Below are 20,357 nucleotides of genomic sequence, written 5' to 3'. Positions count from 1 at the left end.
TTCCGGGGGTAGTAAGGTAGAGATAAGAAGAGTGCAGTGCGCCCGTCAAGAAATTGAACGATGAGCGGTAGTAGCAAAAGATGATTTGCAAGCGTTTGTTTTTCTGCACATAACTAAGTGGTTGTTTGTAGGGAGAATCGCTGTGCATGCCCCGTGTTAGAGCCGTTTTATCTCCGACGGAAGGTCTACCAACTGATGCGCACACCGAGATTGCCGACCACGCCACGAAGGTCATTGCTGTCAATATTGCGGCTGTAATCGGTACTGGCGTACACACTGACGGCGCGGTCGAGGGTTACGACTACGCCGAGACCGATGTCAGCGGTCGATGATTTTTGCTCGGTGCTGATCACGTCACTGTCGCCGAATGTCACCGAATCGCGACCGGAAAAGGTGTGCCACAGGTTTGCGCGCAGATACGGTTCCACCGGCAAACCACTGATTTGATAACCACCCTTGAGCCGCGCGCCCAGGCGCCCGGTCCAGGCACCGTCGGAATCGAACGAGACCCGTGAGACCCCATCGTCTTGGCTGTCGAGGGAAATTTTCTGGTGGATGACTTGTGCTTGCGGCTCGACCACCCAGGTGTCGTTGATCGGCAAGGGATAACCGGCCTCGGCGGAAACCGTCAGGGCATGCCCGCGGTTGTCCAGTTTGAGTCCGCGATCAGAGCGGTTATCGCCATCGAAGCGGGTGCCCATGATCACGGTATCGACGTACCAGCCGTTCGGATCGGTCAGCGTCCAGTACAGGCCGTAGCTGTCGCCTTCGAGTTTGATCTTGCCGGCGCTGTTGTCTTGAAATCCTTCGTTGAAACCGTCGACGTCGCCTTGCAAACGGCTATGGCCGACGAAGAAACCGAGGCGTTGCGTCTGCCCGCCAGAGGTCAGCGAACTGTACAGGTCATTGCCGACCTGGAAGCCGTTGAGCGATCCGTCCAGGCGCGGCGTGACCGTGCCGGCCCAGGTCTGATCGAAATTCTTCCCGTAGACCCGACCCCAACCCGCGCCGAACGCACCGGTTTCACTGAGCAGACGCTGATCGCCCTGACGGTCATGGAAGGTGCCCAAGGCGTTCAGGGTCAGTTGCGCGGCAGCGGGCGGCAACACCGACCAGGTCGGCACTTCGGGGCGGTACAAGGGAATCGGCTCGGCCCCGGCGACCGCTGCCGGCAGCACTGGCAATGGCGGGCTGCCCGCAGGGGCGATTGCCGCGACCGGGGCGGCGACCACCGGCACCAGAATCGGCGGCAGGCCCGGATCAGGATTGGGCACGCTGACGACTTGCGGAGCGACTATTGCGGAACGCAGATACCAACTGTTTTCCGTGCCCGCCGTGACGCCGCCCTTGAACAGATAGTAATCGTAAGCTCCGGCGGAGACCGGGCCGTTGAGAGTGAACGCGTTCTCGGTGCTGACCGTGCTGCCCTGGGCCTGCACCAGTTGAATGCCGTTGGCTTGCGTCAGTCCGCCGACGCCGCCGAGATTGCTCACACTGATCACCGTGGCGCCATTGAGGCTGCCGTTGTTGACCACCAGTTTGTCGCTCGGCGAGTCATCGCCACCGACCACGCTTTGCAGCAGCAACTGGCCGTTGTTACCGACGTAATTGCCTTGCACGGTCAACGTATCGTCGGTGCGGCTGTTGTTGCGCGTCAGGTCGATAATCCCCGCGTTGTTGAAGGTCACGGCTTGCCCCGCGACTGCTGGCAACACCGAGCCCTGCGTCGAAAATACGCTACTGCTGGCATCGACATTCAGCACACCGCTGCCTGTGCCTGCATCACCCAAGGCCAGATTGCTCGAACCCATATCCAGTTGTGAGCCGTTGCTCAGGTTCACTGTTTCCCAGTTTATGAAGCGTGCGGGAAGGGCCGTGCGGACATTGTCGAAGTTCAGAGTGTCGCTGCCGACACCGCCATCAATGCTGGGCGTTAACGCGAAAATGTTGTCATCGAGGTTGCGCAGGGTGGCGCTGTCATTGCCGACGTCCAGCAGAATCGCCGAACGGATGATGCCGCCGCCGTCCCAGAGCAAACGGTCGTCGCCGACACTCGCGCGGATCTCGCCAACGATTTCGCCGCCAGTCACGGTGATGCTGTCGTTGCCCCCACTGACGCTGATGTTGCCGCCAATCCGCCCGCCGGAGACGATGATGGTATCGGTGCCAAATCCGGTGACCAGGTTGCCGATGATCTGTCCGCCAGACAGGTCGAAGATATTATTGTCGAGTTTCATGTCGACACGGCCAATGCTGCCGCCGGTCATGCGTGCGACGTCTCCGTCCTCGAATGCGCCGACGATGGTGCCACCGGTCATCAGGAACGTGTCGCGGCTGTCGCCTTGGGCGAGGGAGCCGATCGAGCCGCCGCTCATGACGAAATCATCGATGCCGTTGCCTTGGCTGACCGCACCGGTGATCACTCCCGAACTCATGTCGACCCGATCAGTACCACCGCCAAAGGTCACGTTGCCATTGATCTGGCCGCTGCCGGTAACGGGGAAGGTCAGGCTGTTATTGCCGGACAGGTCGGTCAGCGAGCCACTGGTGCCACTGTCGCAGGTGAACGCGTCGTTGCCCGGACCGGCGACGAGGTTGCAGGCGGCGGAGGCGGGGGAGCTATGGAGTATCAAAAGGGAGGCAGGCAGGAAAATAACGTGCGGCAATAGCCGCCGGCATCTGGCGTAGCGCGTCATGGCAATTCCCTACAACAAAATTCGGGGAATTCATCCTTGTGCAGGCCATGAGACGGACATCAACCGCAGCTGATGCCTTACCTCAGAATCATGGCCTAACGGATTGAATGCGCTACTCCTTGAGCTGATTTAGGTGTAGTTGCTTTTGCCCATGGTTCAAGCAAGGCTGACCAACGGTCTGGTCAAAATCGCGATCAGAGATGCACTTCCACCGCCAACGGCAAGTGATCCGACAGGTGCGTCCACGGCTTGTTGCCGAGAATCTGCGGGTCATGGCTGCTGGCGTTGCGCAGATAGATTCGGTCAAGTCGCAACAACGGGAATCGTGCCGGATAGGTCTTGGCCGGACGGCCATGATGACGTTCGAAGGCTTCGTGCAAGTAGTCGCGCCGGGCGAGGGCGGCGTTGCCCTGCAATTGCCAGTCGTTGAAGTCGCCCGCGATGATCACTGGCGCATCGTCCGGCAACGATTCGAGCAACTGACAGAGCAATTGCAGCTGCAACTGGCGATGGCTTTCGAGAAGGCTCAAGTGCACGCAGATCGCATGCACTTCCGCGTGCCCTGGCACATCCAGCACACAGTGCAACAGGCCCCGGCGTTCGGGGCCGGTGATCGACACATCGAGGTTGCGGAATTCGCGAATCGGGTATTTCGACAGCAGCGCGTTGCCGTGATGGCCGTCGGGGTACACCGCATTGCGTCCGTAGGCGAAATCGCTCCACATGCTGTCGGCGAGGAATTCGTACTGCGAGGTCTGCGGCCATTCGTTGTAGCGGCTGGAGTGGCGCTCGTGTTCGCCGACCACTTCCTGCAAGAACACCAGATCCGCCGAGGTGCTGCGGACTGCCTCACGCAGTTCGGGCAGGATGAAACGCCTGTTCAGCGCGGTGAAGCCTTTGTGGGTGTTGACCGTCAACACGCGCATGCGATGAATGACGGGCGCGTCGACGGGATGACGCTTGGGATCGCTGGACACGTTCACTCCTCTGAATCCTGACTGCTTATTCATGCGACTGATGCGATGCGGCGACAGTTCCTTCCGAAGATTCAGTGAAGAACAACGCACCCCCTGTGGGAGCTGGCTTGCCAGCGATGGGGCCATAACATTCGGCTTCTCAATCGCCTGAGCTATTGCTATCGCTGGCAAGCCAGCTCCCACAGGAGTTGCAGAGATTCACACGAACACAATTTCATACGGCAAGCGCATCCGCTCCAACAGCACCGGCGGCAGCATCGGTGCGATGCCGATCGCAGGCTCTCCTTTGAGCTGGCTGGCGTAGGCGTGGGTGGCGTGGCTTTTGCGCGCGACGGTCCAGCTGTCGAGACGGATTTTGCGTGCGCGATCCCACGGGATCAGTGGCTGCTCGCGTTCGGGCCAGTGCCAGGCCCAGACGGGCACATCATGAAAGGTTGCGCCCATCCGTTCAGCCGCTTGCGCACTGGCGCGACCCACGGCTTCGTGGTCATCGACGCCGTCGCCGCGCCAAGTGCTGAACACTACGTCTCCCGGGCGCAGGTAACGGCTGATGAACTCGGTCACTTGCGCTTCCTGCTCAGCCAGTGCGGTATCGGTAAAGCCACCGCGCACCCATTTCAGGCTGTGCATCGGCAAGCCGAGGCGGCGCAGGGCTTCGACGCTTTCCTGCGGGCGGAACACACTCAGGCGTTTTTCCGACCATTGCCGCGAACCGGGATGGCTGGCGCTGCCGTCGGTAATCGAGAGCAATTGCAGGGGATGGCCGAGGCTGGACAGTAACTGCAACAGGCCACCGCAGGTCACCACTTCATCGCCGGGGTGGGGCGCGATGACCACCGCGCGCGCGCCTTCAGGCACCAGACTGCGGGTGTTGATCACGGGAATGTTGTCGAGTTGTGCCGCGCTGTTCCAGATTTGCCCTGGCAGGCTGCTTTCGCCCAGAGATGACAATTTCATGGCTGTGACGTCCTTGTTGTGTCTTGCCCTCAGTCATGTGCCGAAACGGCTGTCCACGACCCGTGAAGGCGGAGTGATAGCAACTGTGCGGCGCTCCAACCCTTGGATTACCGCGTGGCAGAGTATTGCTCAAGACACTGGATTCGTCGCGTCACAGATCAATCTGATCCGTATTTTTTTGTTCCAGCTGCGCCATGTTTCGCAAAAAATCACCAAATCCGCCCGGCGCCCGACTGTCGAGGCGGGCGCTGGTGTGCACCTGTGGTCGATGGCTCCAGGCAATGTTGGCGCCGCAGGCTTCCAGTTGCCGCACCAGTTGCACGTCTTCGTGGCAGGTCAGCGGTTCAAAACCGCCGGCCCAGCGATAGGCTTCAGCGCTGACGCCCAGGTTGGCACCGTGGATATGCCGATGACCGTCACGCGCCTGGTAGTGGCTGTGATAGCGGATCTGCGCCGCTTCATCGAAGGACTCATGCCAGCGCTCGACGGTCACGGTGCCGCACACCGCATCGGCGCCCAGGCCCAATTGCGCCACCAGCCAGTCGTCGGCCACGCGGCTGTCGGCGTCGGTGCAGGAGATCCAGCGTGCGCCGCGTTCCAGCAGCACGTGCGCCCCGGCAGCGCGAGCCTGACCGACATTGCGCGCGGCGATCTCAAGGCTCATGACGGGATAGCCAGCGACGATTTGCGCCGAGCGATCGGTGCAACTGTCGAGCACCACCAGCACTTCGACGCGCTCGCCGGCGAGCAAGCCGTGCCGGGCGGCCCGCAGCGCCGCGCTCAGGCATTCGTCGAGGTGTTCTTCTTCGTTGTGCGCCGGGATCAGAATGCCGATCATCGCAAGCCCTCCAGCGCGGCCACCGAACGTGGCTCGCGGCTCCACACTTCAAGGATGAAATCCGCTTCCTGATGCAGCACCAGACGCGGCAGCCCCAGGCGTTCATGAATCAGGTCGTGAACCTGTCGCGCATTCAGCGGGCAGTCGTCGATGGGCGGGCGCCAGTGACAGGCGAGCAATTGGCCGTCCGCCGTCAGGCTGTCACTGGCCCGACGGATCATCTCTGTCAGATCATTGCCATCGAGGTAGTAGCCGATCTCGCTAAATACAATCAGGTCGAATTTTTCCTCCGGCCAGTCGCCCGGCAGACGACTTTGGCGCACTTCGGCGTGGTCGAAAAGGCCAAGTCGGGTCCGCGCCAGATTCACCGCCGCCGCTGCGGTGTCGCAACACAACAGCCGATCGCAGCGACTCGCCAGTTCAGCGCTCAACTCGCCATTGGCGCAGCCAGCCTCGAAGATCGCCCGATAGTGCGCACGCGGCAGCGCGGCGAGGGTGATTGCGCGCTTGCGTTGCTCGTACCAGCGCTGGCGGAACGCCCAGGGATCGTCGTTGCCAGCGAACAGGCCTTCGAAATAACGGTCCTCGACGCTCATAAAAACACCACCTCAAAAGGCTGCAGCAAACGATCAATCACATACGGCGCGAGCACTGGCGCGAGTCCGACGTCGGGATCGCCTTCCAACTGGCTGGCGAAGGCATGCACCGCGTGGCGTTTGCGGGCGATCTGCGCGGGCGACAGGAGAATCTTGCGCGCTCGTTGCCACGGCACCACGGCGTCTTCCGGTGTCGCCCAGTGCCAGGTCCACACCGGCAACTCGTGGCAGATCGCGCCGACGCGCCGGGCGGCTTCAGCACTGGCGCGGCCCACGGCTTCGTGATCACTGTGGCCGTCCTCGCGCCACGTGGTGAATACCACGTCGCCGGGGCGCAGATGGCTTTCGATGAAGGCGCAAAGGGCTTGTTCCTGCGCGGCAACTTGGGTGTCGGTGAAGCCGCCACGCAACCATTTCAGGCTGTGCATTGGCAGGCCGAGACGGCGCAGGGCTTCGGCGGACTCTTGCGGGCGCACGATGCTCAGGCGCTCGACCGGCCAACGTTCAGAGCCAGGATGGCTGGCGCTGCCATCGGTGACCGAGATCAGTTGCAACGGTCGGCCGGCTGCCGCGAGCAATTGCAGCAAACCACCACAACCGAGGATTTCATCGTCCGGGTGCGGCGCGACAATGACTGCCCGTGCATTCGCCGGCACAAGACTGAGGACGTCGATACTCTCCAGCTGCGCCAACTGCCGCGAACCTTGCCACTGCTGCAGCGAGGTGCCCTGGCCGACAATCGGATTGTCGTTCATAGCGACCAGACCTCTGCGGCTTGGCTGGCCACTGTCTGGCCGAGGGCGGCGAGGTCGCGTTCAGCATGGCTTTGACGCAGGAACACCGGCAGATCAGCGATCAGCCGGGCGAACTGGCGATCCTTGCAAAAGGGCCCGGCACCGAGGGCGCGACCGACTTCACGCATGACCTGTTCGGCGGATTGCTCCACCACCGCACGGGCGCGGCGGGCGAGTAATTGCGCGTCGGCGTCGGGTTGCGCATCAATGTGCAGGGCACTGCAACGCAACACATCAGCCGCCGCTTGCAGGGCTGCGTCGACCGCGCCGAGATGGGCGAGGGCGTGGGGCTCTTCGCGTTGCTCGCACTGTTTACGCAAGCGTTCGGCGATCTGCTGCGCGGCGCCATACCAGCAGGCGGCAATGCCGATCCCGCCTTGCCAGAAGCCTGGACGTTGCAGGTAATCGCCGGGATTGCCGATGGCTTGGGCTTCGGCGTCGTCGAACAGCACTTCAACGCTGCCGGTGGCGCCCATGCCGACGGCTTGCCAGCCTTGATCGGTGACCGTCACGCCGGGTTGGTCGAGCGCCACGGCGACCAGTTGTTGCTGATCGTCCGCGTCCCATGCGGTGAGCAATGCGTGACTCAACACTGCCGCGCCGGAACACCACGCTTTGCGCCCATTCAGCGCGACCATGTGCCCGACCGGCGTCACTTTCACCCGCGCCTGCGGCGGTTCGGCCGCCCACATTCCCCACGTACTGCCGGGGGTTGGCGAGCCGCCGAGTTGCTCGATGATCGCCAGCGCGTCGGTGTGGCCCTCGTACAGTTTGCACAAGCCCAGATCGTGCCCGCCGACTTCGGCCAGCCGCTGAAAGCGCTCCAGCGTATAGCCGCTGCCAGGTAACGGCAGGCGATCCAGCCCGGCCTCGACCAGCGCTCGCAGGCAACTGCCGAGGGCGGCAGTGTCGGCGTAGTCCGGCGTTCGGCGGGCGAGATAACTGTGCAGGTCCATATCAGTCTTCTTCATCGCGTTGCAGTTCGAACAGCAGCAACGAGCGTCCGGTGACCGAGTATTCGTGGCCGAACTCGAAGCGTTCCTGACCACGGATCGCCGGTTGATTGGTGTCGATCATGCACGTCCAGAAACCGCCGTCCGGCACTTCCGGCAGAGTGAAGTTGACGATGTCATGATGGGCGTTGACCACCAGCAGCAACGTCGCGTCGCCACCCTTGCGGCGAATCCCGGTTTCCTGCGCACGGCCATCCAGCAGCATGCCGAGGCAGCGATTGTGCGCGTCGTGCCAGTGCTCGGTGGTCATCTCGGTGGCGTCGGGCGCCAGCCAGGTCACGTCTTTGACGCCGATGTCCTCGTTGTACTCGCCGACTAGGAAGCGTCCGCGACGCAGGATCGGATAGGCCAGACGCAACTTGATCAGGCGTTTGACGAATTTCAGCAGCGCCTTGCCGTCTTCGCTCAGGTCCCAGTTGACCCAACCGATTTCGCTGTCCTGACAGTAGGCGTTGTTGTTGCCGTCCTGGGTGCGGGCGAATTCATCGCCGGCGACGATCATCGGCGTGCCCTGAGAGAGCAGGAGCGTGGCGAAGAAATTGCGCATCTGCCGATGACGCAGCTCATTGATTTCGGGGTCGTCGGTCGGGCCTTCGACGCCGTGGTTCCACGACAGGTTGTTGTTGCTGCCGTCCTGATTGTTTTCGTCGTTGGCTTCGTTGTGCTTGTCGTTGTACGAGACCAGATCATTAAGGGTGAAACCGTCGTGGGCGGTGATGAAGTTCACCGACGAATACGGCCGGCGTCCACGCTGATTGAACATCTCGCCGGAGGCGGTCATGCGGCTGGCGAAGTCTGCAACCTGACCGTCATCACCTTTCCAGAAGGCGCGCACGGTGTCGCGAAACTTGTCGTTCCATTCGACCCAGCCCGGCGGGAAGTTGCCGACCTGATAGCCGCCGGGGCCACAGTCCCACGGTTCGGCAATCATTTTCACCTGACGCAGCACCGGGTCTTGGCGGCAAGCGACGAGGAAGCTGTGGCGCTCGTCGAAACCGTCGTGATAACGCCCGAGAATGGTCGCCAGATCGAAGCGGAAACCGTCGACGTGCATCTCGCTGGCCCAATAACGCAGGGAGTCGGTGACCATTTGCAGCACGCACGGGTGGCTCAGGTCGAGGGTGTTACCGGTCCCGGAATCGTTGATGTAGAAGCGTTTGTCGTCGGGCATCAAGCGGTAGTACGAGGCGTTGTCGATACCGCGCATCGACAGGGTCGGGCCTTGTTCGTTGCCCTCGGCGGTGTGGTTGTAGACCACGTCGAGGATCACTTCGAGATTGGCTTCGTGCAGGTGCGCAACCATCTCCTTGAACTCGGCGATCTTGCCGCTGGCCAAGTAGCGTGGGTCCGGGGCGAAGAAGGCGATGCTGTTGTAGCCCCAATAGTTGGTCATGCCTTTGTGCAGCAAATGCTGGTCGTTGACGAAGGCGTGAATCGGCAGCAACTCGACCGACGATACGCCGACGCTGCGAATGTGTTTGAGCACATCGTCATTCATCAGACCGGCAAAGGTGCCACGCACGTTTTCCGGCACCGAGGGGTGACGCATGCTGATGCCGCGGACATGGGTTTCGTAAATGATGGTTTTGTCCCACGGCACACTGACGCGCTGGTCGTTGCCCCAGGTATGCGCCGGGTCGATGACTTTGCACTTGGGCACGAACGGCGCGCTGTCGCGTTCATCGAAACTGAGGTCGGCGTCGGGGTGGCCGATGGTGTAGCCGAACAGCGCTTCCGACCATTTCAGTTCACCCACGAGTTGCTTGGCGTACGGGTCGATAAGCAATTTGTTGTGGTTGAAACGGTGCCCATTGGCCGGGTCATACGGGCCGTAGACGCGGTAGCCGTAGATCAGCCCCGGATGCGCATCGGGCAGGTAGCCGTGATAGATCTCGTCGGTGTATTCCGGCAGTTCGATGCGTTCGAGTTCGACTTCGCCGGCATCGTCGAAGATGCACAGTTCGACCTTGGTGGCGTTGGCGGAAAACAGCGCAAAGTTGACCCCCAGACCATCCCAGGTCGCACCGAGCGGGAAGGGCAGACCTTCACGGATTCTCGACGGTTCGGCGTGCGCGGTGGGTTCGGCTTTCTTTGGACGGGTCATGATTGCTCCTGCAAATCGGGTGAATTCTGGGCTGACACAACACCCTGTAGGAGTGAGCCTGCTCGCGATAGCGTTCTATCAGTCGACATCCGTGCTGGATGTCAGATCGCAATCGCGAGCAGGCTCACTCCTACAAGGGACTTGTGGGTTTCTTGAGGACGAAGGCGTCCCCGGTGGCGAGCAAGCCCGCCACACATTCATTCAGTTCGATAATCCGGTTAGCGTCAGATCGCCGAAGGCTTTCGCGGCGCCTTGGGCTTTTTCTCAGCGGCTTTTTCGCCCGGGGGAATCACTTTTGCAGCGCCCGCCGGTTTGGCTTTGGCCGGCGGTTTCGGTTTGGCGGCCGGCGCCTTGGGTTCGGCGGTCTTGCCCGCAGCCTTGCTGCCAGCGGCCTTAGGCGGCTTCTTCGGTGCCAGTGCTTCGGCCTCTGCCAGTTTGCGCGCCATCTCCCAGTGGCGCTCCTCTTGGCCGTCCGGCTGACCTTCCGACTCCCAGATTTGATAGGCGAATTCGCGAATGCGTTTATCGTCGGTACTCATCGCAATGCTCCTGAACTGAACTCGTGCTTACGTTAAGTGTTGGATAAAGAGATTGACCGGGACATCCCCCAGCGCGTCGCTGATATTCAGCTCCCTGTTTTTTGTGACTGCTGCGGTTGAAAAAAGTCCCTTCAGGTTTGTGTCAGAGGCGGCGAACGGTAAAACCACTCGCGTATCGCCCCAGTGCAGCGCATCCACCTGAGGTACAGCACTGTTTTCCAGCAGTGTGGCGCAACGGATCGGCACGATCACGATGGCCTGTTTCCCCTCGTGTTCGCGGGCAAACGCGAGCACGTTGTGCGCCTGATTGCCCAGCACCTCCAAAGGCTGGTAAGTGCCACGCCGAAACAGCTCGGCGTGTTCAAGGCGCAGGTTCAGCACAGCGGCGATCAAGGCTTGCTTGATGCGCCCGTCACGCCAGTCCGGCAGCAGCTGTGCAATCGGCAATGCCTCGTGCAGTGCCTGCTCACGGGCGGCGTAATCCACCGGCCGGCGATTGTCCGGATCGACCAGGCTGAAATCCCAATACTCATTGCCCTGATACAGATCCGGCACCCCCGGCACGGTCATGCGCAGCAAGGTTTGCGCCAAGCCGTTGAGCGCGCCAGCCGCAGCGATGCTGTTGACGGTCTTGCTCAGCGCGGCGCGCAGCAGTTCGCCTTCGTCGCCAGTGAGCAGTTTTTCGGTGAACGCCTGCGCGGCGTTTTCGTAGGCTTCATTGGGAGCGCTCCAACTGCTTTGCAGCTTGGCTTCACGCAGGGCTTTCTGTTGCCACTGCCAGATACGTTTGGCGTAGTCGGCGAACCCGGCCTGATCGTCATCGCTCAAATCCAGCGGCCAACTGCCGAGCAAGGCTTGATAGAGGATCAGCTCATCGCCGCTCGACGGCAGCTGATCATCACTGCGCACAGGGCGGGCGAGGGCGCGCCACAGTTCGATCTGTTCGGCGTACCAGTGGCTGCGTTCGCTGAGCACGGCGAGTCGTGCACGGGTGTCTTCGCCACGTTTGTGATCATGGGTGGCGGTGGCCAGCAGGTTGTCCGGGAACTCGGCGAAGCGCTGCTGATTGACCTCATGGAAGTCGCTGACCGGGGCGCTGAACTGCTCGGTGTTGTAGCCGACGTCATTGCGCGACAGCAGCACCGCCGAACGATACAAGGCAGTGTCTTCGACGGCTTTGGCGGCGGCGGGCGAAGTCAGTTGCTGAAAACGTACGCAGGCATGCTTGAGGATCTTGCGTGAACGCCCGCGCGGTTTGCGCCGCCACGGCGTGCCACCGAGCCAGGCGGCGACGCAATCGAGCACCGGCCAGTCGGCTTCGCCCAGGGTTTGCCGGGCACCGTCCATGGCCTGCTGGAAAAACCCTTCGTCCTGCGCCGAACGGCCCATGGCGCTGATGTAAGTGCGGTAGACCGGGAAGTGCACGATCAGCGCCTGCAGCACCCGGCGGATCGCACCGAGGGTGAGGTCGCGGGTCATCAAGTCATCGCGAGCCACTTGCAACAAGGCTTGGGCGACGCTTTCGCAATCGCTGGCCAGCGAGCCGTTGAGGATTTGCTGACGTGCCAGTTGTGCTTCTTCGATAAACGCCGCGGGGCGTTCGGTGCGCCGCTGCCACAGGTCGCCGAGGACGTATTCGCCGTCGGGATCGTGTTGCAGCAGCGACAACTGATTCATGAATTCATAGCCGGTGGTGCCGTCCACCGACCAATCGCGATGCAAGGTTTCGCCGGCGCCGAGAATTTTCTCGACGTAGATCGGCAAGTGCCGACCCGGTGCCAGCGAATCCACGCGCCGGCGCAGTTTGCGGCAGTAGCCGCGCGGGTCGGCGAGGCCGTCGATGTGGTCGATGCGCAAACCGTCGACCAGGCCTTCTTCAATCAACTGGAAGATTTTGCCGTGGGTGGCCTCGAACACTGCCGGACGCTCGACGCGCAAACCGCCGAGTTCGTTGATGTCGAAAAAACGCCGCCAGTTGATGTCATCCGCCGCCGTGCGCCAACTGGCGAGGCGATAGCTTTGGCGCTCCAGCAACTGATGCAGCGCGTCGAAGCCTGCTTCGGTGGTCGAGTCGAAATGCTTCAAGTTGCTTTCAATCGCCTGGAGCACCTGCGGATCCTTCGCCGAGTCGCGCAGTGCTTCCTTTAGCGGGATCGCCAGCGAGTGCGCGTCGGATTGATAGCTGAGCGTGCTGAAGCGGTCGGCAAGCGGCTTCAGCGTTTCTTCGTGCTTGAGGATCTCGCCGTAGTCGTTCGGGCAGATCGGGAAATGATGGTCGTAGTGCTCGACGTAAAAGCTGCCGGTCTGCGGATTGAAGCGCAGTTGCAGCGTGGCGTCCTGCAACGCGACGCCGTAGTCGCTGCCAAGGAATGGCAGCAGCAATTGGCCTTCCATCAGCGGGTCGGGCGAGTGCCACTGAATGTCGAAGAACTCGCCGTAAGGGCTCAGTCGTCCCCATTCCAGCAGGTCCAGCCACCAGGGGTTGTCGTTGCCGCCGACGGCCATGTGGTTGGAGACGATGTCGAGGATCAGCCCCATGTTGTGTTCGCGCAGGGTGCTGACCAGACGGCGCAGCGCCGCTTCGCCGCCGAGTTCCGGGTTGACTTGGGTCGGGTCGACCACGTCGTAGCCGTGCATCGAACCCGATCGCGCGGCCAGCAGCGGCGAGGCGTAGATGTGGCTGATGCCCAATTGAGCGAAATACGGCACCAGTGGCACCGCTTGTTGGAGGGTGAAACCTTTATGGAATTGCAGGCGCAAGGTCGCGCGCAGTGGCTGGATAAGCGTTTGGTTCATTGGTCACGCTCGGCAGCCTGAAGCCTTGCACAGGCGAGTAATTCCAAACGGCGCGCCGCATCGGCGTCATCCAGCAACGCTTCGCTGGTGCCGGGCAAACGCCGCGACCAGTTCGGGTGAGTGTCGATGGTCCCGGGGAAATTCGCTTGTTCGTTGATGCCCAGCGCGTCTTCCAGTGGCAGCAGCACCAGCGGCGCGCGGGTGTGACCGAGGAAACGCACGGCAGCATCGACCACTTGATCGGCCTCGTGGGATTCCTCGCGGAAATTCTGCGGGTCCTGACTCAAGGCACTGCGCAGGCCTTCGCGTTCACGCTGGCGATGCTGGCGCCATTCGATCTCACCGTTGGCATCGACAAAACCCAGGCGTGCATTCCAGTCGATGTCGCGACCATGCCACCAGCCGTTGAGCGTCGGCAGATCGTGGGTGCTGGTGGTCGCCAGTGCGTTGTCCGGCCAGTCGAGAATCGGTTTGAAATGGGTGTTGTCCTGTTCGAATAGCAGCACGCGCATGCCGAGCATCGAGCGCGCGATGAGTTTTTCGCGCAGGCCGTCGGGCACGGTGCCGAGGTCTTCGCCGAGGACGATGGCTTGGTGACGATGGGATTCGAGGGTCAGCAAACGCAGCAGGTCGTCGACCGGGTAATACAGATAAGCGCCATCGGCAGGCGCTGCGCCATTGGGAATCACCCACAAACGTTGCAGGCCCATCACGTGGTCAATGCGCAAGCCGCCGGCATGGGCGAAGTTGGCGCGCAGCATGTCGATGAAGGCACGGAAGCCGTTGCGGATCAGACCTTCCGGCGAGAACGCGGAAATCCCCCAGCCTTGCCCGGAGCGGTTGAGAATGTCCGGCGGCGCACCGACGGTGAGCGAGGCGAGCAATTCATCCTGAAAACTCCAGGCCTGACTGCCGGCACCATCGGCCCCGACCGCCAGATCAGCGATCAGGCCGATGCCCATGCCAGCGCTGCGAGCGGCGGTTTGCGCACGTTCCAGGCAACGGTGGATCAGCCATTGGCAGAAGGCAAAGTAGCCGATGCGCTCGGCGTATTCTTCGGCGAAAGCGCCCAGAGCCGCACCACGCGGGTCGCGCCACTCCTCCGGCCATTCGCGCCAGTCGAGGCTTTCGTTGCGGGCAGCACGCATCTCCTGGATGGCTTCGAAGCGGCAGTGGTTTTCCAGCGCTGCGCCACCGGCGTGACGGAAACTGGCGAAATCCGGGTGCAGCGGATGGTCACCGACGATGAAACCTTCGTACAGCGCTTGCAGGAGTTTTTGTTTAGCCTCGGCGGCGCTTGGCCAATCGATCAGTTTGAGGTCTTCGAGTTGCGCAAACTGTTCGGCCAGACCTGTCGCGTCGATTGCGTCACGCAATGCACGTTCGCCGAGAATCGCCCCGGGGGCGGCGTACAGGGAATTGAGGAACAAGCGACTGGACGGCGAATACGGGCTGTAGCGCCCGGTGTCGGCGCTGAACATCGCGTGCAACGGGCTGATCGCCAAGGCCTCGGCGCCGCGTTCACCGGCCACGCGCGCCAGCTCTTCCAGCGCTTGGGTGTCGCCGAAGCCACCGTCGCCAGGGCGACGCAATGAATACAGTTGCACGCTCAGGCCCCACGCACGAGGGATCGGATTGTCCACGGCATCGCCGACACTGAAGCAGCGCTCCGGCGCCACGGCCAAGGTGAAATATTGATCGGCGATGTGCACTTGTTGGTAGCCGACCGGAATCAGCCCGGGCAGTACCGCCTCGCTATCGAGTTTGAGGTTGAGTCGCGAACCGTCTTCGAGGTGGATTTCGCACGGGGTTTCCGGGGCGAAATAACGCGCCAGATCAACGCCGACGCCGACATCGCTGGTCAGCAGCGGCGGCAGATGGCGGTCTTGTTGCACCGCTTGCAGTTCCAGCAGGCTGGCGTCGATTTCCTGCGCCGTGCTCGCCGGGTGGCCAAGGCCGATGAGGACATTGCGCAGCACCGCCGGGGCGACTTTCTGCTGACGCCCGTTGGCGTCGATCCAGTCGACGGCGAGGCCGGCTCGGCTGGCAAGAATTTCCAGTTGCGCATCGCTCATAGGCGCTCTCCATCCAGAGGTTGCAAAGGGGTTGCGGCCGTGAGGCTGACAAGCGCGCAATACGCGGGCAGTTCGCCCGATTCCGATAGATCGGCGGTGGGTGGCTGTTGAAACAACCACACAGCCTCGGTCTGTGGAGGGTTGACCACTGGCGTGTCGCTGAGGTTCAGGTCAATTCGCAGCTCACTGCCATTGCCCAGACGCCAGCGCGCGCTGACCGCACCATAACCGAGCATGTGCGCACCCAGTGCGTGCGTGCCGGACAGATGGGGAATGATGTATTGATGGCGAAATTGCAGGAGCTTCTGGTACAGCGCGAGGGTTTCCTGCTGTTTTACGCTGCCATTGCCGATCAGCCTTGGCTGTGAGTCGTGGAAGGTTTTTTCGGCGTTCGGATCGGGTATCTGCTCGCGCTTGTGCGGGTCGGTGAACGCGCTGAACGCGGCGAATTCATTGCGTCGACCTTCGCGCACCAGCTCCGCCAGTTCACCGTGGTGGCTGGTGAAGAACAGGAACGGCTGCTCAGCGGCAAATTCGTCGCCCATGAACATCAGCGGTATCATCGGTGACAGCAGCAACAGCACGGTCGCAGCCTGCACCGCGCGCGGATCGGCCAGATGATGCAGACGCTCGCCGAAGGCGCGGTTGCCGATCTGATCGTGGTTTTGCAGGAACAGCACGAACGCGGTCGACGGCAAATGTTCGCTGGGCTCGCCACGCGGCTCACCGTGACGGGTGATGTGGCCCTGAAACACAAAGCCCTGACTCAGGCAGCGCACCAATTGTTCGGTGGGTTGTGCGGCGTAGTCGGCGTAATAGGCGTCGGTTTCCCCGGTGAGCAGGACGTGCAGGGCGTTGTGGCCGTCATCGTTCCACTGCGCGTCGTAATCGTATTCCAGCAGGCTCGACTGGTTGAGTTCGTTTTCCACGGTCAGCCAGACATGACGGCTCGGGTCGATCTGTGCGCGGATGCGCTGGGCCATCTCCGTGAGGAAATCCGGGTCTTCGATGGCATGCACCGCGTCGAGGCGCAGACCGTCGAAACGGTATTCGAGCAGCCACATGAGTGCGTTTTCGATGAAGAACTCGCGCACTTCGTCGCGGCGAAAATCGATCGCCGCGCCCCACGGCGTGTGTTTGTCTTCGCGGAAAAAGCCTTTGGCGTAACGATGCAGATAATTGCCGTCGGGGCCGAAGTGGTTGTAGACCACGTCGAGAATCACCGCCAAGCCATGGCCGTGGGCGCTGTCGATCAGGTGCTTGAGTTGTTCCGGGGTGCCGTAGGAGGCTTGCGGCGCGTAGGGCAAGACACCGTCATAGCCCCAATTGCGATCACCGGGGAACTGCGCCAGCGGCATCAGTTCGATGGCGGTAATCCCAAGGCCGGCGAGGCGCGCCAGATGCTGTTCGACTTCAGCGAAGCCGCCGAGCGCACCGACGTGCAACTCGTAGATCACCGCTTCGCTCCACGGCCGACCGTGCCAGGCACTGTGTCGCCATTGATAGGCGTGTGGATCAACCACCACGCTGTGGCGGTTGAGGTCGCCATCCTGCGCCCTGGAGGCCGGGTCCGGCACCTCCAGTTCGCCGTCGATGTTGTAACGGTAACGCTTGCCCGCCGGACAGCGGGCCTTGATCACAAACCAGCCGTCTGCCTGAGGCAGCATCGGCAGAGACTCGCCGTTGGCGAGTTCGACGCTGACGTAAAACGCATCCGGCGCCCACAACGCAAATTGCGTGTGCTCGGCATCCAGCATGATCGCGCCGTGTGGCCAGATTTCAGTAGACCGTAACGGCATTGCTGACCTCCCTGTTACTTGTGAATCGCTTTACCCAAGGCCTTGGCCACCAGTTGTTCGTAGAGTTCGGCGTACGGTTCAACGGCTTTGCACCAGTTGAACGGCGCGGCCATTGCCCGGCAACGCATGGCATTGAGCAGTTCAGGATAAGCGAAGACCTTGAACGCACGGCTCAGGGCTTCTTGATAGCTTTCGGCGGTGGATTCGTCGAAGAGGAACCCGGTGATACCGTTTTCAATGGTGTCGGCCAAGCCGCCGGTATTACGCGCGACCGGTAGCGAGCCGAAACGCTGGGCGTACATCTGACTCAAGCCGCAAGGCTCATAACGTGACGGCATCAGCAGGAAGTCGCTGCCGGCGAACATGCGGCGGGCGTCGGTTTCATTGAAGCCGATACGCACTCCGATCTGGCCAGGGAAGCGCAGCGCCAGATCACGCATGGCTTGCTCTTCTTCCGGCTCACCGCGACCGATAATCGCGATCTGGCCGCCGTTCTCCACGATGTACTCGGACACCGCTTGGGTCAGGTCGAGACCTTTCTGGTACACCAGACGCGATACCACCGCGAACAGCGGACCTTCGGAATCATTGAGTTCGAACAGCTCGCGGACATGGGCGGCGTTGACGGCTTTGCCTTCCCAATCGCCAATGGCGAACGGCGCGAACAGGTGCGGGTCAGTGGCAGCGTCCCAACTCTCGTCGATGCCGTTAGGGATACCGCTGAGCAAACCTTGCTGGGTCTTGGCGGCGAGAAAGCCGTCGAGGCCGCAGCCGAAATCCGGGGTGGTGATTTCTTGCGCATAGGTCGCGCTGACCGTGGTGATGTGGCTCGAATAGGCCATGCCGGCCTTGAGGAACGACATCTTGCCGTAAAACTCCATGCCTTCCTGTTGCAGGGCATGGTTGGGAATACCCAGCTCCGGGCAGGAACCGAGGCTGGTCACACCTTGATACGCAAGGTTGTGAATGGTGAACAGTGTCGGCGTGCGCTGCCCGCGCCAGTGCATGTAAGCCGGGGCCAGACCGGCCGGCCAGTCATGGGCGTGCACCAGATCCGGGCACCAGTGGATTTGCGCGAGGTTGGCGGCGATGTCGGCTGCGGCCAGACCGAGGCGGGCGAAGCGAATGTGGTTGTCCGGCCAGTCGCGGCCGTTGTTGGCGCCGTAGGGCGAACCTTCACGCTCGTACAGTTCCGGGCAGATCAACACGTAAATCACCAGACCATCCGGCATGTCCATACGGCCGATCTTGCACGGAGGCAGCGCGGCGTGGCCGCCGAGTTCACCGATGATGTGGATCGGGTTCTCGCTGTGCATCACTTGCGGGTAACCGGGGATCAACACGCGCACATCGTGCAGATGCGCCATGGCGCGGGGCAGGGCAGCCGAAACGTCACCGAGGCCGCCGGTCTTGACCAGGTCGGCGATTTCCGAGGTGACGAACAACACTTTCTTCTTGTTGGGATTCTGGCTCGCTACTGGAGTCAGCGTCTTGCTGCCGGGGACGTTGATCTGTCGGCTGCCGGGAACGCTGACGGTGCTCGATTCGCCAATCGACTGTTGAGCACGCTCTCCCTGAATATCCAATGCCGCACTGATCATATGACTCTCCCGTGTTGTTGATCTGATTCTTGTCTTTAACAAGCGATGTCCATGGCCAAATCCTGTGGCCGGGCGCAAACGCGCCACGCATCGGTGAGCAAACGCTACCCAACACGCGCAAGCAGAATGGGTGATTGGGCTGTTGCAAGGATTGCACCAGTCGCTTCGGCCCTGCCTTTCAGATGACCCGCCGCTCTGCGCAAAAGTTTCGACTTTTTTTCTGCAATGTGACCGGCAGGTCCTACCCCGAAAAATCCAGTCTAGGCCAGATCCTAGAGCGGGTCGGAGCAAATGGGTAAATTGTTCGACAATCGGTTTGCCGTTAACGGAAACCCCGGACTTTCGAGGCAATCGCACCGACGAAGTGCAGGTTTTTTTACAAGGGAGGGCCAAAACGGTGACTGATCGGTCACGATTTTGTGCTAGCGAGGAGGGCGGTCGCACTGTTGTGGTGCGAACAGTTTGTTGATGGGGTGCCTGTTATGGCCACTTCGCGAGCAAGCTCGCTCCCACAAGGGATCTCATTTGACGGAGATCCGGTTCAGACATAGATCCAATGTGGGAGCGAGCTTGCTCGCGAAGGCGACTGCAGTAATACCGCAGCAATAACGCAATACTTCAGTTCATCAGCCGAATCGGACTGCCCGCAGCCCACGCCTGAATATCCTCGATCATCTGCGAAAAGAACTGCTCGTAGTTTTGTCGACTGACATACCCCACGTGCGGCGTCGCCAGCACGTTCTCCAATGTGCGAAACGGGTGCATGGCCGGCAACGGCTCCTGCTCGAATACGTCCAGCGCCGCGCCGGCGATCTGTTGTTTCTGCAAAGCCTTGATCAACGCCGCTTCGTCAACGATCGGCCCGCGCGCGGTATTCACCAGCAGTGCCGTCGGTTTCATCCAGGCCAGCGCCTGAGCATCGACCAGCCCACGACTGCGCTCGCTGAGCACCAGATGCACCGACAACACGTCGGACTGTTCGAACAATTCCTGCTTGCTGACATAGGTCACGCCGGCGTCTTCGGCCCGTTCAGCGGTAAGGTTTTCACTCCAGGCGATCACCCGCATGCCGAACACCTGCCCGAACTGCGCAACTTTCTGGCCGATGCTGCCGAGGCCGAGGATGCCCAGCGTCCGGCCATGCAGATCACCGCCCAGGCCTTGCTGCCACTGACCCGCGCGCAAGGCATTGGCCTCATGCAGCAGATTGCGCGTGGCTGCCATGATCAGCGCCCAGGTCAGTTCCGGTGCCGCGTGCTTGTAGCTGTCCGTGCCGCAGACCTGGATGCCCAGGCTGGCCGCTGCTTGCATGTCCAGCGCCGCGTTGCGCATGCCGCCGGTCACCAGCAGCTTCAGGTTGGGCAGACGCTTGAGCAGGTCTTCATCGAACCGCGTGCGCTCGCGCATTACGCAAATCACTTGATAGCGGCCCAGACGTTCGGCCAGTTCTGCGTTGTCCGCCGGGTAATCGTGGACAAAGGTCACATCCCCGAGGCCATCGAGGGCTGACCAGTCCACCACATCGCGGGCGACATCCTGCCAGTCATCGATTACTGCAATCTGCACCGCCAT

14 protein-coding genes are annotated in these 20,357 nt (G+C 61.6%); all 14 read right to left on the bottom strand.

What is annotated here, in order from left to right; all coding sequences use genetic code 11:
- Window positions 1–185 precede the first annotated feature (185 nt).
- Window positions 186–2,696: an autotransporter outer membrane beta-barrel domain-containing protein gene (locus EJA71_RS09505; RefSeq protein WP_158956245.1), complete on the bottom strand. Its 2,511-nt coding sequence runs from the start codon at window positions 2,694–2,696 to the stop codon at window positions 186–188.
- A gap of 194 nt (window positions 2,697–2,890) precedes the next feature.
- Window positions 2,891–3,673 (bottom strand): endonuclease/exonuclease/phosphatase family protein, encoded by a 783-nt coding sequence (locus EJA71_RS09500; protein ID WP_158956243.1) that lies wholly within the window; start codon window positions 3,671–3,673, stop codon window positions 2,891–2,893.
- Between the two features lie 198 nt (window positions 3,674–3,871).
- The gene (locus tag EJA71_RS09495; RefSeq protein WP_158956241.1) at window positions 3,872–4,630 is read right to left on the bottom strand and encodes a PIG-L deacetylase family protein; all 759 of its coding nucleotides are present in this window, start codon (window positions 4,628–4,630) and stop codon (window positions 3,872–3,874) included.
- Window positions 4,631–4,781: 151 nt separating this feature from the next.
- Window positions 4,782–5,468 (bottom strand): glycosyltransferase family 2 protein, encoded by a 687-nt coding sequence (locus EJA71_RS09490; RefSeq protein ID WP_158956240.1) that lies wholly within the window; start codon window positions 5,466–5,468, stop codon window positions 4,782–4,784.
- The gene (locus EJA71_RS09485; RefSeq protein WP_158956238.1) at window positions 5,465–6,064 is read right to left on the bottom strand and encodes an SAM-dependent methyltransferase; all 600 of its coding nucleotides are present in this window, start codon (window positions 6,062–6,064) and stop codon (window positions 5,465–5,467) included. Before EJA71_RS09485 ends, EJA71_RS09490 begins: the two co-directional genes overlap by 4 nt.
- The gene (locus EJA71_RS09480) at window positions 6,061–6,819 is read right to left on the bottom strand and encodes a PIG-L deacetylase family protein (RefSeq protein WP_158956236.1); all 759 of its coding nucleotides are present in this window, start codon (window positions 6,817–6,819) and stop codon (window positions 6,061–6,063) included. The genes EJA71_RS09485 and EJA71_RS09480 overlap by 4 nt, the downstream gene beginning before the upstream one ends.
- On the bottom strand, window positions 6,816–7,814 hold the full coding sequence (locus tag EJA71_RS09475) for an acyl-CoA dehydrogenase family protein (RefSeq protein WP_158956300.1): 999 nt from the start codon (window positions 7,812–7,814) through the stop codon (window positions 6,816–6,818). The genes EJA71_RS09480 and EJA71_RS09475 overlap by 4 nt, the downstream gene beginning before the upstream one ends.
- A gap of 1 nt (window position 7,815) precedes the next feature.
- Window positions 7,816–9,975: a glycogen debranching protein GlgX gene (gene glgX, locus EJA71_RS09470; RefSeq protein ID WP_158956234.1), complete on the bottom strand. Its 2,160-nt coding sequence runs from the start codon at window positions 9,973–9,975 to the stop codon at window positions 7,816–7,818.
- Window positions 9,976–10,199: 224 nt separating this feature from the next.
- Window positions 10,200–10,514 (bottom strand): DUF2934 domain-containing protein, encoded by a 315-nt coding sequence (locus EJA71_RS09465; protein WP_158956232.1) that lies wholly within the window; start codon window positions 10,512–10,514, stop codon window positions 10,200–10,202.
- 27 nt (window positions 10,515–10,541) lie between these two features.
- Window positions 10,542–13,310: a malto-oligosyltrehalose synthase gene (locus EJA71_RS09460; RefSeq protein WP_158956230.1), complete on the bottom strand. Its 2,769-nt coding sequence runs from the start codon at window positions 13,308–13,310 to the stop codon at window positions 10,542–10,544.
- Window positions 13,307–15,385 (bottom strand): 4-alpha-glucanotransferase, encoded by a 2,079-nt coding sequence (gene malQ, locus EJA71_RS09455; protein WP_158956228.1) that lies wholly within the window; start codon window positions 15,383–15,385, stop codon window positions 13,307–13,309. Before malQ ends, EJA71_RS09460 begins: the two co-directional genes overlap by 4 nt.
- On the bottom strand, window positions 15,382–17,184 hold the full coding sequence (gene treZ, locus EJA71_RS09450) for a malto-oligosyltrehalose trehalohydrolase (RefSeq protein WP_158956226.1): 1,803 nt from the start codon (window positions 17,182–17,184) through the stop codon (window positions 15,382–15,384). Before treZ ends, malQ begins: the two co-directional genes overlap by 4 nt.
- Before the next feature lie 14 nt (window positions 17,185–17,198).
- On the bottom strand, window positions 17,199–18,785 hold the full coding sequence (gene glgA / locus EJA71_RS09445; protein ID WP_158956224.1) for a glycogen synthase GlgA: 1,587 nt from the start codon (window positions 18,783–18,785) through the stop codon (window positions 17,199–17,201).
- A 618-nt stretch (window positions 18,786–19,403) separates the two neighbouring features.
- A complete protein-coding gene (locus EJA71_RS09440; RefSeq protein WP_158956222.1) occupies window positions 19,404–20,357 on the bottom strand; it encodes a D-2-hydroxyacid dehydrogenase family protein in 954 nt (317 codons plus the stop codon).

The sequence above is a fragment of the Pseudomonas sp. PB106 genome (assembly GCF_009764645.1).
Lineage (GTDB): Bacteria > Pseudomonadota > Gammaproteobacteria > Pseudomonadales > Pseudomonadaceae > Aquipseudomonas.
Note: the sequence above shows the minus strand (reverse complement) of the source record. Positions and strands in the feature narration are given on the sequence as shown.